Below are 15145 nucleotides of genomic sequence, written 5' to 3'. Positions count from 1 at the left end.
AACGTTTCGGGGTGTTTTCTTTTTGAAGCAAGCATTATTTTTGCAAGAATGCGTCCTGGACGATGACTCGGTCCTTCCCTGTTTCCTTAGCAATATACAGCGCTTTGTCTGCACGCTTAAAGAGTGCATGGTAATTCTCCTTCTTATGTCTCATCCAATAGGAGACCCCGCAGGAAATAGTCACAGGCGGGGCAGAGCTTTTCCTGACTTTTTCCACAAGTCTTTCTGCAATAGCAACCCCTACTTGGAGCGGAACTCTTGGCAAGTAGATTGCGAGCTCCTCACCGCCCCATCTTGCTCCAATATCTGTCGCTCGAATGTTTTCTAAGATGATATTAGCAACCTGAATAATAATTTCGTCACCGACTTGATGTCCATACGTATCATTAACTGCTTTAAAGTTATCAATATCAATGAGAATGAATGTACCTTCTGCATCCTCTACAAGGGACCTTTCTAGCTTTTCATCTAAGAAGCTTCTGGAATAAAGTTTTGTTAGATGATCTGTGACGACCATCTTTTCTAGCTCTTCTCTAAGCATAGAATTAGTCAGTGCTAATGTAGAATGATGGATAAGTGATTGCAGCAGCTTAAAAGTATCAAATGAAAAATGATACGGCTTTTGATGCATCACGATAGAAAAACCTTTTAAAATGCCTGTTTGCATCATCGGCACTGCCATAATCGATTTGAAAACAGCATCCTCTTCGGCAGGCATACTGAAATCTCCTAAAAACAAAGAGTCTTTTTCTTGTTTAATCTTTTCTTTAAAATACTGGATATAACTTTCAGCAGCTTTTGAGCAGAAAAAGTCCGTGCTTCCGTTTAAGACAGTCACTGTATTTGATTCAGCGGAAAATAAAATAAATCCTACCTCTTCAGCCTCAAAGCTTGTTGATATTCGATTCGACATATATGTCATCATTTCATTAAGCCTTAGATTAGCGTTTAACCGATGGGACGCTTCATTAATAAGCTGAAGATCAGACACCAGTTTTTTCGACTGCTGATACAGCTGTGCGTTTTCAAGTGCACCACCCGCAGTATTAGCAAGCAGAGAAATGAACTCTACTTCTTTTTTAGGGAACTTAACCGAGTTTTCAGCAATTACTTGCAAAACACCGTATACCCCTTGCTTTCCTTTCAAAGGAGCATATAGTATCGAATTTCTGCCCTCTTGAAGATACTCAAACTGGATCTCACCAGTTACGTAGGCTTCCATCGCAGCAAGGTTTGAGCTGTCATATTCCAAATCCTTAATGAGCAGATCTCCATGTGTGTTATTATCATGAGACAATAACAGATAATAGCCGAGCGATGGATAGATATCCTTTAAAGTATTGATAATCGCCCGCAAAACCCCTTCTGTATTCATGGAGGAGTGGAATTTTTCGGTTACCTTGAAGAGTTTTTTATATCTTTTCTCCTCTGCAACCACTTCCAGTAAATTTTGAACCTTTATTATATAGTAACTAAATTCTTCACTTATCAGCTTATACAGACAGTCATCACCAAGTGATTTGCTTTGTTCGGATTCATTTAATCTCACAACAAAAAAATTATAAAAGCCATCTTTATTTTTTAAAGGAATTAACAAATCATACTCTTCTAATTCATCAATACCAATTGGCTTTTTGCTGACTGCTCTTGTCAGCAGCCTGTTTTTTATATCTACTGTATACGGAAGGATGGATGCTGCAACTGTTGGGTTTGTTGACGCCTCCACAGCCCATTCATCGTTCCACTCATTAGCACTATAGTAAGTCACTTCTGCAGCATGCAAAAAATTTTTAATAATATAAAGCATTTCTCGCAGAATTATTTCGTAATTAAAGCTTTTACTTTCTATATCAAAGAGATCAAAGAAACGACTTTTTAGCTTTACTATTGATTGGTGGTCAAGCATATCCATCTAATTATCACCTATTCATCTAACTATTCATTGTATTTTTCCCAATTTATCCAAAGATATTGCCGCTGTCTTCTATTTAATTTTATAATGACAAGACTTAGTGCTAGACTAAAGTTAGCAACATCCAGTCCTATATAAACAACAGATACTTTTCGCCTAATCCAAAAGTAGGAATTTTATATACTTAAATTATCGGACAATTCTTATAGTAAAGTAAAACAATTATATCACAAGGCGCTGTAATGAGAATACAAGAGCATAAAATTTTCCTGCTCCTATAAAGGTAAATTTCTACTAGCATAAAATTAATAAATCTTAGCTTGACTTTTAGGCAGTTGAAATCATATAATATTCTTTGTGTAAAATATTGCAGCATATGCAAATCACTTTGTTGCTTTATTTTGTTCCTCAAAAGCTTTTTTGATGGTGTATTGTGTAACCCTTAGCTGCTAGGGCGAAGGTACATGAAGACAAAATAAACATAAAGGCTAGTTGCATCTGTTTTTATTTTACAAAATAAAAACATGAAGGAGGAGTCATCAATGGCTCGTTATACAGGTCCAAGTTGGAAACTTTCTCGTCGTCTTGGAATTTCTTTAAGCGGTACTGGCAAAGAGTTAGATAAACGCCCTTACGCTCCAGGACAACATGGTCCAAACCAACGCAAAAAATTATCAGAATACGGTTTACAATTACAGGAAAAGCAAAAATTACGTCATATGTATGGTGTAAATGAGCGTCAATTCCGTAATTTATTCGATATTGCTGGCAAAATGAAAGGTAAACACGGTGAAAACTTCATGGCGCTTCTAGAATCTCGCCTTGATAACGTTGTTTATCGTTTAGGTCTTGCTCGTACACGTCGTCAAGCACGTCAGCTTGTTAACCACGGTCACGTTATCGTTGATGGTGGACGTGTTGATATCCCATCATACCGTCTAAAAGCAGGTCAAACAATCACATTGCGTGAAAAATCACGTAATCTTGATATTGTTAAAGAAGCAGTTGAAGTGAACAACTTCGTACCTGATTTCTTGACTTTCGATGCTGATAAATTAGAAGGTACATTCACTCGTTTACCAGAACGTTCTGAATTGCCAGCTGAAATTAACGAAGCTCTTATCGTTGAGTTCTACTCTCGTTAATAGATTTGCTAATACAGCATTATCAAACCCTAGAAACCGCGTTGTATCAACGCTTTCTGGGGTTTTTTTATTACGCTTCGTAGAATGATGTATTGGGGCTTATATTGGGACTGAATTATTAGTGTGGACAGACACATCCTCTATATTTCAGTAAATAGTTTAACTTGAAAGCTAAAACCCTTCCCTTTACACCATTTCTCTAATTTGTTTTTCCTATCTTTAGTTGTTGTGAAAAATATCAATACTGGAACTGCATTTTTTATCAATGCATTAATTCTTTATATCGTTGTATCTTCTTTTTGTTATCGATCATGTTTTATCCACTTTGACTAAATGACTTGTATAATTAATAGGTACATTATTGTAACAGAAAGCTAATTTTGCCTAATAATTTTTTAGAAGTCACATTCTCCTTATTAGGTAACTTCTTGCTGTTTGTTCATTTCAAGAAATTATTAGCTTTTAAAAAAGAACATAAAAAGACCTTCACAACTTTTGTGAAGGCTTAAATCATGAATCCTTTATAAGAAAGTACAAATAATTCTGTTAATAAAGCATCTAAAAGACCCAGAAATTACTGCAATTTCTGAGGCTTTTTTGTCATCTTCTTTGATACTGCCCAATGTTTAATTCCGAAAAATACGGCTATAAGTCTAATAAGGAGCAAAGGCGTTTTAGCGATCCCCAATTTTCTCACCACTGCCTTTGCTCCTTCCCCATAAAAAAAAGACCCCCCCAGGTCTTCTGCATTCCAATTATTTTATCAAGCCTATCGCTATAGTCTCGATTAATGTCCTCACAGAAGCATTTCGTTTTCTGATGGCTTTCATCATTGTCACAAGCTTCCTTATTTCATCCTTGGACTGTTCTTCTATCAGCCACTCAACTAGCTCTGTACTTTTAATTCGAAGCGGACCACCTTTAGCAGGAACCTTAAAATCTCTTTCCCGTTTCAATACATTTCTTACATATGCTTTGTCATAATCATATAATGTCATTAAGTTTTCTTGCAACGTTCATCTTCCTTCGATTTATTTTTTATATGTAAGCCTCAATTCAAGAAGCTGCTTCTCCTTTATGTATCATCATTTGTAAATTCATTAAATTATCTAATCTCTTACTAAGTAAAATTGTTTCTTTAGAAGTGAACCCCTTTGCCATTCCTGTTGAAATCATATTCTCTCTCAGCATTTCAATTTGTTCATTTAAATGAATACTCATATGTAAACTACCCCTTTAATAATTTCCATAGAAATTTATTCTAACAAGGGTAAACGGATACAAAAAAGGATAATCTTTCTTCAAATGTCGACAATATATAACAAATTTTGACTGAATCTACCTGTAAATTCAAGCTGTTTAGATAACATCAGTTATAAAGAACTATAAATTTCCTCCTTCAATAGTTCTTAATTCCTACTATTCTTTTTGTAAGAATATTCTTTTATTTAATTCAAGGTCTTCAGCTATATAAAATATTAAAAAAGTTACATCCTTCTTCCATCCTTAAAAATAAAGGAAGGCAGGATGCTTCTCCTACCTTCCTTTATTTGCTTATTTTTTATGACCGTCATTTTGAAGGGGAATATCTTCTCCAGCGACATTTTCCATCACGCCGTCAATAGTGCCTTCTGTATAGGTATCTGATGATTGCTCATGGGTCTCAGCAAGCCCTTTTGAGACAACATCGTTCTTTTGATAGTCTTCTGTTTCGTAGGTTTTTCCCGCTACAGGAGCATTCTGTGTTTTTTTCATCGTAATTCCTCCATTTCTTCTATTTATTATTGTTGATACATGTTGTTAGAAGGATAGGAAGATGCTTTTGAATTAAGTGTTGAACAATCTGTCTGCATTGGTTTATTTGCTGCATTCCATTGATTGAGTTTTGCATCATTATCCTCCTAGAACTTCCGGCTTTGTGTTTTCTGTGATACAAAACATATTTTGCATGGATTTGAACAATCCATGCAGTCAATCGTCTGTTTACAAAAATTTACCTACTCAGAATAAAGCCTTATATGCTTGGTAAGCAAAATAAAGTCCGAAACCAATCATTGATAAAGATGACAAAACAGAAATTACATACAGCATATTAGAATGAAGCAGCCTTCTTGCAATGCCTGAAATGAGGGCCATTATGAGATCCCATAATAAAATCCCTGAGATAATAGCCAAGCTGCATAATATGAAGGACTTATTAGAAAAGCTCTCTGCTGATTTTGCCAATACAGAGCCATATATTCCAAGCCAGAAGAGAATGGTTAAAGGATTGGAAATAGACATTAAAAACCCAGAAAAAAACGACTTAAACAAAGAATTGTCCTGTTTATTCCTTTCTGTCACATTAATTTTGGCTGTATTAATCAAGCTTTCTATTCCGGTATACGTCAGTACGAAGAAACCGAACAAATACAAAAAGGTTTTCATAAATGGTGTGTTTATAAACTGACTTACTCCAAAATAAACCATCATCATATAAATGACATCAGCCGCCAATGCACCAAGCCCGAACACCCAGGCATGAAAGAAACCATTTCTGATTCCCTTGTCCAATTGTGCAGCGTTAACAGGACCAACAGGTGCCGCCAATGAAACACCTAATAATATATAAGGAAAAAAAGTACCCATAAATCCCTCCGCATATGTATATTTACTTCTAATGTATTCAGCGGCAGGGACTTGTACCACAGAAAATTATTTTCTATTTAGAGAATAAGTCGGCACTATAAAAAAGCTTCTTGGACAAACAGTCCAAGAAGCTTTCATTTATTAATATTGAATTAAGTAGTATTTCTTTTTCCCTCTTCTAATAACGGTGAACTGTCCTTCAATACGATCCTCTTCACCTAAAACATAGTCCAAATCCTGCTTTCGCTCACCATTGACGTACACAGCACCATTTGTTATGTCCTCACGAGCTTGCCTTTTCGATGATACAATGCCAGCAGCTACTAACAGGTCAACTAGAACTGCATCACCTTCTTCATGCTTGTATGTTGGAACATCCTTAAAGCCTTGCTTAATCTCAGATGCTGTCAGGTTTTTAATGTCTCCGCTGAAAAGTGCTTCCGTAATTTTCATGGCCTGCTCTAACGCTGCTTCGCCGTGAATCATTTTTGTCATTTCTTCAGCTAGAGCTTTTTGCGCCTTTCTTAAATGAGCTTCAGCCTGTAATGATTGCTCCAATTCTTCAATTGTTTCTTTTGAAAGGAATGTAAAGAATTTCAAGTATTTAATCACATCAGCATCTGCTGTATTAATCCAGAATTGGTAGAACTCATATGGTGTAGTCTTTTCCGGATCAAGCCAAATAGCACCACTTTCTGTTTTACCAAATTTAGTTCCATCAGCTTTCGTTACAAGCGGGATCGTTAATCCGTAAGCTTTTGCACCTTCTGCACTATTTTTACGGATAAGCTCTAATCCTGTCGTAATATTTCCCCATTGGTCACTGCCGCCAATTTGCAGCTTACAGTTATGGTTTTCGTAAAGATGCAAGAAATCAAGGGCCTGTAAGATTGTGTAAGTAAATTCTGTAAAGGAAATACCTGTTTCCAATCTTGAGGAGATTGTGTCTTTTGCCAGCATGTAATTGATGCCGATATGCTTGCCGTAATCTCTTAGGAATGTAACGATATCCATCTTGCCAGCCCAGTCATAGTTATTAACCATCACCGCACCATTATCGCCACCGAAATCAAATATTTTCTCGAGCTGTTTTTGCAGACATTTAACGTTATGTCCGATTGCATCTAGTGTTTGCAGATTTCTTTCTTCGCTCTTTCCGCTCGGATCACCAATAAGACCTGTTGCTCCGCCGACAAGCACGATTGGTGTATGTCCTGCATTTTGGAAGCGTCTCAATGTCAAAAACGGCAGCAAGTGTCCGATATGCATGCTGTCTGCAGTCGGGTCCACCCCGCAGTATAAGCTGATTTTTTCGTCAGCTAAAACATCTTTTAAGCCCTCTTCATCTGTTTGCTGGTAAACGATGCCTCTCCAATGTAAATCCTCAAGTAAATTCACTATAATTCCTCCATTCGTTATTCCTTTTGATTGTTATTAACAGCGCGTGCTTTTTGTGCGGCTCTTTTTTTCTGGAACAAAAAAAAGCGTCCCTGCATGAATATGCAGGGACGCTTTTTTAGCGCGGTACCACCCTAATTGAGAAAAGAAAACTTCTCTCCACTTAAAAAAGATAACGGCTCACAACCGTCTGCTGCTACTAACCCATATGAGGATTTCCCAACAGAAGCTACGGGAGGTAATTCATCCTTTTATATATGCCATTTCACACCAACCAATGGCTCTCTTAGTATAGTGATAAAAGAACTACTTATTCCCATCAACGCAATAACGAATCAATATTAGTTTGAGTTATTTTTACCATAAAAGAACGTAGCATGTCAAATGCTTTTGCGAAAAAGGTTGGAAATTATCGAACATTGTCCATATTGCCCATTGCTTTATGCTATAATGTATGTGATTTTAGGGGGAATGATACCATATGAATGAAAGCCCGAAGTGGAAAAACTATCTCCATGGTTTCCTAAGCTTCTTCACCAATAAAAAAACCGCCAAAAGAGCTCGTATCACTTATGAAGTCTCTTGGAATATTATATTGATATTCATTATTCTACTGATAGTCGGCGGTGCTTTTGCTGGAGGAATCGGTGCAGGCTATTTTGCTTCTCTTGTTAAGGAGGAACCTATCCGCTCCTACAAGACGATGCAAAAGGACATTTATAATTATGAAGAAACGTCCGAACTGTATTTTGCCGATAACGTTTATTTAGGAAAACTGCCGACAGATTTAGAACGAGAAGAAGTGCAAATAGAGGATGTATCACCATATTTAGTGGATGCGATCGTTGCCACAGAGGACGAGAACTTCTATAAGCATGATGGTGTAGTTCCTAAAGCGATAATGAGAGCATTGGTTCAGGAAGTTTCTAACAGCTCCACACAGTCTGGAGGAAGCACCTTAACACAACAGCTTATCAAAAACCAGATTTTAACGAATGAAGTTTCCTTTGAACGAAAAGCAAAGGAAATATTACTCGCATTAAGGCTGGAGAAATTTTTCTCTAAAGAGGAGATTCTTCAAGCATACTTAAATGTGTCTACTTTCGGCAGAAATGCCTCTGGCAGAAATATTGCCGGTGTACAGTCTGCTGCAAAAGGAATCTTTGGGGTGGAAGCAAAAGATCTTACATTGCCGCAGGCAGCATTTATCGCTGGACTGCCGCAAAGTCCGTTCGGCTATACTCCGTTCACCCAAGATGGAACAGTCAAAAAGAATTTAGAACCTGGTTTGGAAAGACTGCAGACGGTTCTGACAAGAATGTACAACCAGCATAAAATTACAAAAGAAGAGTACGAAAAAGCATCTGCCTATGATATAACAAAGGATTTCGCGAGCCCTGAGGCAAGTCCGACTGAAAAATATCCTTGGGTTACTTACGAAATTGAAAATAGAGCGACCCAAATCATCGCTGAAATGCTTGCAAAAGAAGACGGCTATAATGCGAAGGATTTAGAGGAAGATGAAGTTCTGGAAGAGCAGTATTATGAGCTGGCTGATCGCCAAATCCATCAGAACGGCTATGAAATTCACAGTACAATCAATAAAAAAATGTATGATAAATTTCAGGATGTAGTAGCTAAATACCCATATTACGGTCCTGATAAACCACAAACTGTTACAAACAGCGAAACAGGAGAAAAGAAAACTATCATGGAGCCTGTAGAAACAGGTGCGGTGCTGATTGATAATAAGACTGGTGCTATTATCAGCTTTGTCGGAGGAAGAGATTATGACAGAGAAGCTACAAACCATAGCACAGCCCCAAGACCGAACGGTTCCACAATGAAGCCGCTGCTCGTATACGGTCCTGCCATTGAATTAGGAACACTTTCACCTGGAACAGTTCTTCCTGATGTACCTTTGGCTCTGGACCCAGCAAGACCTGGGACAGTCTGGCCGAACAACTATGACTTCCAGTTTCATGGTCTTGTAACAGCAAGGGTTGCACTCGCTAAATCTTATAACGTCCCTGCGGTAAAGGCTTATGCTCAAATTCTGCCGCAAAAGCCTGCTACCTACTTAGAAAAAATGGGCTTTTCAACATTAACAGATGCCGATTATTCTAACAGAGCAACCTCTATTGGGGGAATAACAAACGGCGTCTCTGTTGAGGAAAATACGAATGCCTTTGCAACATTTGCAAATGGCGGAGAGTTCGTTGATGCTTATATGATTGATAAAATTGTTGATAAAGACGGAAAAGTTATCTATAAGCATAAAGCAGACAAAGTGAAAGTATTCAGCCCGCAAACATCTTATTTAACTATCGATATGATGCGGGATGTTATTAATCAAGGAACCGCTACGGCAGTTAAAAGCCGCTTGAAGTTCAGCTCTGACTGGGCTGGAAAAACAGGAACAACACAGGAATTTAAGGATTCCTGGTTTGTGGCTACTAACCCGAATGTTTCCTTCGGGGTATGGACAGGTTATGACACACCTAAATCACTCCAGAGTTCCGGGACGATGAGCTACAGCATGCGTAATAACTATTTATGGGCAGATTTAATGAATGCTGCTTACGATGTCGATTCGAAGCTTGTAGACCCGTCTGAAAGCTTTACAATGCCAGGCGGAATTGTCAGACGATCTGTCTGCTCCCTTTCTGGTTTGCTTGCCTCAGAGGGATGTTCAAAAGCGGGACTTGTTACAACAGATTTATTTAAAGCAAATGCTGTTCCGAACAAGACAGATGACAGTATCGTTGCAGGGAAATATGTGCAGATTGGCGATACGAAATATATGGCTTTAGACTCCACACCAAGTGAATTTGCTGAAAATGGAGTTATATTAAATCCTGACTATATTGAAAAACTGTTTGGAATTACTGTAACGGATCCTAGTACCTTGATTCAAAATAACACAGCGCTGAAAAATGTCGTTGTTCCATCAAATAAAATAACGGACAACGGAAAAGCTCCAGGAGCTCCAAAAATCAGCAGCAGCGGTAACACGATCACCTGGTCAAGATCCGGGGAAAAAGATGTTATCGGCTATCGTGTGTATCAAAACGGCAAAAAGGTCGCAAGCATTAAAGCGAGTGACAGTCTCTCCTATAGAGCTGGCAGCGGGGCTTATATTGTGAAAGCAGTTGATATTGCTGGTAAAGAATCTTCTAACTCTAATAAGATAGAAGTCGGCAATAAGACAAGCGCTAAAAAAGATGAAAACTCTAAAGCGAAAGCAGATACGGCGAAAAACACAGAGAAAAAGGAAGAGAATAAAACAGAAGCTTCGAACGAGGATAAAAACAAGCAAGAACAGACAAATGATGAATCAACTGATTCAGATAAAGAAGACTCTAACGCTGCAAGTGAGGAAGAAAAAAGCGATAATACTTGATCTTGCTGCAAAAAAGACGTTCCGTTTAACGGAACGTCTTTTTTTATTTTAATACTGTTATATATTTAGCAGAAACATAGCCGGTCTTTGAGCCTGATTTCACCTTATACCATGTCCCTTGCTGTGAAAGAATGATAACTGTTTGCTTTTTCTTTAGTTTTGTCATCACTTTTGAAGAGGTGCTTGGCTTTTGTCTTACATTTAGCACTGATGCCTTAACACTGCCTTTTTTCTCTTTAGCAGGCTTTGAAATCGTTACTTTTTGTTTAATGGTTTTCTTATATCCGTCCAAGTTTGCTGCCGTGATTTCAGCAGTATAATTGCCATTTGCTATTTTGCTGATATTCCAATCAGCATAAATAGAGCCAGATTTCACTGCTTTATTATTGGCTAATGTGGAGATCGTCTTTCCTTTTGAGTCTTTCATTATAATGGTCGTTTTGCCAGCTTTATTAATCTTCATGGACAGCTTAACTGTATTCTTCTTGTAATCGGTATTAGCTTTAAAGCTTGAAATAACAGGTGCAACAGTATCTTTCTTTACTGTTTTGTTAGTTGATGTGTTCGAGTTACTGCTTGCATTACTATATTCCTTAACAAGAGTGGTACGGGGATAATAGAACTGTAGTATTTGTTTATAATTGTGTCCAGCCTCTGCTCTGTTTTTGGCGCCATACTGACTAAGGCCTACACCGTGACCATTTCCGCGGCCTTTAATAAAAATTATTCCGTTCTTTAATTCAGAAACATCAATTAAATAGCTTGGCATTTTGTCGATGCCAACCATCGCCCGAATCTTTGATGCTGGAACACCATTTAATTCTAGTGTTTTCTTTTCAGCAGTCTTGCCATCAGCTTTTATCAGCAGATATTCAACCTTTACAGATCCTTTAGAAACTCTCCCACCAGCTGACAATGCTTTTAAATCGAGTTCCAGCTTTGAAATTGTGGAGATTTTTATCTTGTTAACATCACTTGTATAGCCTTCTGTTTTCAACCAGGTTTTCATATTTTTCAGCACTTGCTGGTCTGCATCTGCTTCCTTCACAGATGTCCACCATGTGTCAGCCGCATCCAAATCCAGCTTGTCTGTCACCTGCTGCTGTTTTAGTTGGATTACCCAAGGGAACTTTTCCTTTGTAGATGGGTGAAAATCATACGCATCCTCTTCTACTGCAAAATAAGGAACTGCATTTCCTCCCCAAACACTGCTGTTTAGTTCTGTTTTGCCCCCATTGCTTGCAGAAAATACTGCATCTATTAACGTATTATTGTATTTCAGGACAAGCCCTTCTGTTTCCTTGACAGCTGTATCGCTGCGAGAATGACTTCCTGTAATCCCCCCATACACTTGCTTTGCAATAGTATCCACCATATTTGCATCATTTATATGTTTTAAGGCGTATGTTCTTGCTGCTACTGTTTGCGCCTTTAACGCTTCCATGGTCCACAGTGCTGGCATTTCTTGCGGAACGACACCCCTTAAATATGTTTCTATATCAATTTTATTGATTGGACGAATATACAATTTATTATTCTTCGTGTCTTTTTCTAATACAAATTGGAAGGACCCATAATAGCTGCGGCCATTTAATGCTAGAGAGCTATCTGTTTTCAATGGAGTTGCTGTGATTGTTCCATTCTCTAGAAGAACCTGTCCTTTGCTTGTAGACAGTTTTAACGCATTGTTAACAATACTCATGACAGTCTCTGTTCCTGCACTGACTTTTTTACCGTTGGAAAGGGTATATTCTCCATTAAAAACAACCGTAATGGAAGAATTATTGCCGAGATAATTGACAAGCTTCACTTCTAACATTGGGACTGTTTCCGCCTTTATTTGTGGTGAAAGGACAGAAATTACAACAGCACAAATAAGCAACATACACATTATCTTTTTCATCTATTTCCCCCTATTACCCATGACTATCTATCTATTAGTTATAAAAATAGTAAAATAACAATATAATACTTCTTCATTTTATAAATCTAAAGACATGATTACTAGGTGTAATTAATGGGAAATAAGACATGCAAAACAAAAAAAGATGGCATCTACCAAAGCCATCTTTTTTTGAAAAATTATTATTTTGTTGATCCTCTAGACTCAATACGGTGAGGCAATACAACGATGCCATCTTCCACTGTTTCTTTGTTCATATACTTAGTCAACAACCTCATTGCCACTGCGCCAATATCATAAAGCGGCTGAACAACAGTTGTTAATTGCGGTCTTACCATTAGTGTAAGCTTTGTATTGTCAGAACTGATAATTTCAAAATCGTCTGGAACCTTAAAGCCTTTATCTTCTGCACAGTGGATAACGCCGATTGCCATTTCATCTGATCCAACGAAGATAGCAGTAGGCTTTTCAGCCAATTCCATTAGTTTGTCAAATGATTCCATACCAGATTCGTATGTGTAATCTCCTTCTACAACAAGATCTTCATTAAAGGCAATGCCTGCATCCGCCAATGCTCGCTTATATCCTTCAAGCTTATGCAACTTGTTAATAGGCTCTTCTAATGAACCCAGCACTAGTGCAATAACCTTATGTCCTTTTTCTACAAAAGAAGTAACAGCATCATAAGTTGCTTGCGCATAATCAATATTAACAGAAGCAATCTTTTTGCTTGATTCAACGCTTGCTGCAAGTACAATCGGCACTGGAGACTTTTCAAATTCCTGAACATGCTCCTCTGTAATGTTACCGCCCATGAATACAATCCCGTCAACTTGTTTTCCAAGCATTGTATTCAGAAGGTGAAGCTCTTTATCTTTATTTTGATCTGAGTTGCTCAAAATAATATTATATTTGTACATTGTTGCAATATCTTCAATCCCTCTAGCAAGCTCTGCATAGAAAGTGCTTGAAATATCAGGTATAACGACACCTACAGTCGTTGTCTTTTTACTTGCTAAACCGCGCGCTACAGCATTAGGTCTGTATCCTAAACGGTCAATTACCTCAAGGACCTTCTTCCTTGTTGCAGGTTTCACATTCGGGTTTCCGTTTACAACACGGGAAACAGTAGCCATTGATACACTCGCTTCCCTAGCGACATCATATATTGTAATATTCATGTTCTACACTCCTTTTAAACGTACATTCACTATATTTATTTTACGGCAAGTAGCTAGAACCTAAACATTGTTTGTTTCAATTTAGCTAATCTTGTCTGATTATGTATTTAATCATACGATAACGTTGCAAATGCCGCAATGACAAGCTTTCATTTTTTTTCAAAAAAGCTGTTTTTTTTAATTAATTAAGGTTAGCCCTGTTGTCAGAGCGTTTTCATTTCTAAATATTCTAACATATATGAATCTAAAATGCCCGTGATACCTATTATCACTACTCATTTTATAGACATTTTCCAACAAACTTATACCTAATGAAAGAGCAAACAAAAAAGCAGATGGTATCATCCATCTGCTTTTTTCAAAAAATTATGCTCTTACGTATGGTGACTCAAGAATTGATTTGTAGAACTCATCGAATTGCGGAATATCCATTTGCTGTGCAGAATCTGACAGAGCAACTGCAGGATCCGGGTGAACCTCAGCCATAACGCCGTCTGCTCCGATTGCAAGTGCTGCTTTAGCACAAGGCAACAGCAAATCTTTTCTTCCAGTTGAGTGTGTTACATCAACAAATACAGGAAGATGTGTTTCTTGTTTTAAGATTGGTACTGCAGAGATATCAAGGGTATTTCTTGTAGCACGTTCGTATGTGCGGATACCGCGTTCACAAAGCATGATTTGGTCATTACCTTGAGAAATAATATATTCAGCTGCGTTAATGAACTCCTCAATTGTGGCAGCAAGTCCTCTTTTTAGCAATACAGGCTTCTTCACACTACCAGCTGCTTTTAATAACTCGAAGTTTTGCATGTTACGAGCACCGATTTGAATAACATCAATGTAATCCAATGCTTCTTCAATATGCTGTGGGCTTACGATTTCACTGATTACACGAAGATCGTATTCATCAGCAACACGCTTTAGGATTTTTAGACCTTCTACACCAAGACCTTGGAAATCATAAGGAGATGTTCTTGGTTTAAACGCTCCTCCACGAAGCAATGTTAAACCTTTTGCTTTTACACTTTCAGCAACTTTTGCAACTTGCTCATATGACTCAACTGAACATGGACCAAAGACGAATTTAGGTACTCCATCGCCAATTTTTGTTCCTCTAATATCAACAATTGTATCTTCCGGTTTCTTTTTACGGGAAACAAGAAGTGCTTTGCTGTCATCTTCTTGCTGCAGCTGCAGACCAGCTTTGAAGATTTGTTTGAACAAGTGGGCAATCGTTGCATTATCGAACGGCCCGTCGTTTTTAGCTAAAATATCGTCAAGCATTTTGCGTTCCCTTACAGGGTCATAGCGATGTGCTCCATGTGTCACTTTTGTTTGTGCGATTTTTTGGACTAAGTTAGCTCTCTCGTTAATCTTCTCTAAAATTTCTAAGTTTAACTCATCAATTCTGTCACGAAGCATTTCCAATTCTTTATTGCTCACTATCTCCATCATCCCTTCTATCAATAATCCAAATCAGTATTTTCTATAACCTGTTTGGACAACTGCCGATTATTCTTTATACCAACTAAAAAATATGTTACATTTCTTTTAATTGGGTTTATTATAAAACAA

11 protein-coding genes and 1 other annotated feature are annotated in these 15145 nt (G+C 37.7%); of the genes, 2 read left to right on the top strand and 9 right to left on the bottom strand.

The window, feature by feature from the left end; genetic code table 11:
* Positions 1-34: 34 nt before the first annotated feature.
* Complete coding sequence (locus tag ACLIJJ_RS25415; RefSeq protein ID WP_233317716.1) at positions 35-1912, bottom strand: sensor domain-containing diguanylate cyclase; 1878 nt, start codon at positions 1910-1912, stop codon at positions 35-37.
* Between the two features lie 542 nt (positions 1913-2454).
* Between ACLIJJ_RS25415 and rpsD the strand changes: the two genes are divergently transcribed.
* On the top strand, positions 2455-3057 hold the full coding sequence (rpsD, locus tag ACLIJJ_RS25410; RefSeq protein ID WP_127736987.1) for a 30S ribosomal protein S4: 603 nt from the start codon (positions 2455-2457) through the stop codon (positions 3055-3057).
* A gap of 755 nt (positions 3058-3812) precedes the next feature.
* On the opposite strand, the gene ACLIJJ_RS25405 is transcribed toward rpsD, so the two are convergent.
* From ACLIJJ_RS25405 to tyrS, 5 genes are all read right to left on the bottom strand, one after another.
* A complete protein-coding gene (locus ACLIJJ_RS25405; RefSeq protein ID WP_233317714.1) occupies positions 3813-4070 on the bottom strand; it encodes a hypothetical protein in 258 nt (85 codons plus the stop codon).
* A gap of 43 nt (positions 4071-4113) precedes the next feature.
* Positions 4114-4278: an aspartyl-phosphate phosphatase Spo0E family protein gene (locus ACLIJJ_RS25400; protein WP_233317712.1), complete on the bottom strand. Its 165-nt coding sequence runs from the start codon at positions 4276-4278 to the stop codon at positions 4114-4116.
* A 333-nt stretch (positions 4279-4611) separates the two neighbouring features.
* Entirely contained in the window at positions 4612-4812 is a 201-nt protein-coding gene (locus ACLIJJ_RS25395) for a YozQ family protein (RefSeq protein ID WP_233317710.1), read from the bottom strand.
* 246 nt (positions 4813-5058) lie between these two features.
* Entirely contained in the window at positions 5059-5685 is a 627-nt protein-coding gene (locus ACLIJJ_RS25390) for a LysE family transporter (protein WP_233317708.1), read from the bottom strand.
* A gap of 141 nt (positions 5686-5826) precedes the next feature.
* On the bottom strand, positions 5827-7083 hold the full coding sequence (gene tyrS / locus ACLIJJ_RS25385; RefSeq protein ID WP_237941808.1) for a tyrosine--tRNA ligase: 1257 nt from the start codon (positions 7081-7083) through the stop codon (positions 5827-5829).
* 103 nt (positions 7084-7186) lie between these two features.
* Positions 7187-7415 (bottom strand) — a binding site (T-box leader).
* Positions 7416-7564: 149 nt separating this feature from the next.
* Here tyrS and ACLIJJ_RS25380 point away from each other — a divergent pair.
* Positions 7565-10486 carry a transglycosylase domain-containing protein gene (locus tag ACLIJJ_RS25380; protein WP_411411874.1) on the top strand — a complete coding sequence of 974 codons (2922 nt, stop codon included), beginning with the start codon at positions 7565-7567 and terminating at the stop codon, positions 10484-10486.
* 43 nt (positions 10487-10529) lie between these two features.
* Here the strand turns inward: ACLIJJ_RS25380 and ACLIJJ_RS25375 are convergent, their stop codons facing one another.
* The 3 genes from ACLIJJ_RS25375 to ACLIJJ_RS25365 form a co-directional block, all read right to left on the bottom strand.
* Positions 10530-12389 carry a SpoIID/LytB domain-containing protein gene (locus ACLIJJ_RS25375; protein ID WP_411411873.1) on the bottom strand — a complete coding sequence of 620 codons (1860 nt, stop codon included), beginning with the start codon at positions 12387-12389 and terminating at the stop codon, positions 10530-10532.
* 182 nt (positions 12390-12571) lie between these two features.
* A complete protein-coding gene (gene ccpA, locus ACLIJJ_RS25370) occupies positions 12572-13570 on the bottom strand; it encodes a catabolite control protein A (protein WP_233317700.1) in 999 nt (332 codons plus the stop codon).
* A gap of 366 nt (positions 13571-13936) precedes the next feature.
* Positions 13937-15013 (bottom strand): bifunctional 3-deoxy-7-phosphoheptulonate synthase/chorismate mutase, encoded by a 1077-nt coding sequence (locus tag ACLIJJ_RS25365; RefSeq protein ID WP_233317698.1) that lies wholly within the window; start codon positions 15011-15013, stop codon positions 13937-13939.
* Between the last annotated feature and the right edge of the window lie 132 nt (positions 15014-15145).

Source organism: Niallia laureatilytica, assembly GCF_046613985.1.
Taxonomy (GTDB): Bacteria; Bacillota; Bacilli; order Bacillales; family Cytobacillaceae; genus Niallia.
The sequence above is the reverse complement of the archived record's forward strand: the minus strand, read 5'-3'. Positions and strand labels throughout refer to the sequence as shown.

Excerpts from the sequence above, each read along its gene's own strand:
- ACLIJJ_RS25415 (WP_233317716.1), bottom strand. The coding sequence starts at position 1,912 with ATGGATATGCTTGACCACCAATCAATAGTAAAGCTAAAAAGTCGTTTC.
- rpsD (WP_127736987.1), top strand. The coding sequence starts at position 2,455 with ATGGCTCGTTATACAGGTCCAAGTTGGAAACTTTCTCGTCGTCTTGGA.
- ACLIJJ_RS25400 (WP_233317712.1), bottom strand. The coding sequence starts at position 4,278 with ATGAGTATTCATTTAAATGAACAAATTGAAATGCTGAGAGAGAATATG.
- ACLIJJ_RS25395 (WP_233317710.1), bottom strand. The coding sequence starts at position 4,812 with ATGAAAAAAACACAGAATGCTCCTGTAGCGGGAAAAACCTACGAAACA.
- ACLIJJ_RS25390 (WP_233317708.1), bottom strand. The coding sequence starts at position 5,685 with ATGGGTACTTTTTTTCCTTATATATTATTAGGTGTTTCATTGGCGGCA.
- ACLIJJ_RS25380 (WP_411411874.1), top strand. The coding sequence starts at position 7,565 with ATGAATGAAAGCCCGAAGTGGAAAAACTATCTCCATGGTTTCCTAAGC.
- ACLIJJ_RS25375 (WP_411411873.1), bottom strand. The coding sequence starts at position 12,389 with ATGAAAAAGATAATGTGTATGTTGCTTATTTGTGCTGTTGTAATTTCT.
- ccpA (WP_233317700.1), bottom strand. The coding sequence starts at position 13,570 with ATGAATATTACAATATATGATGTCGCTAGGGAAGCGAGTGTATCAATG.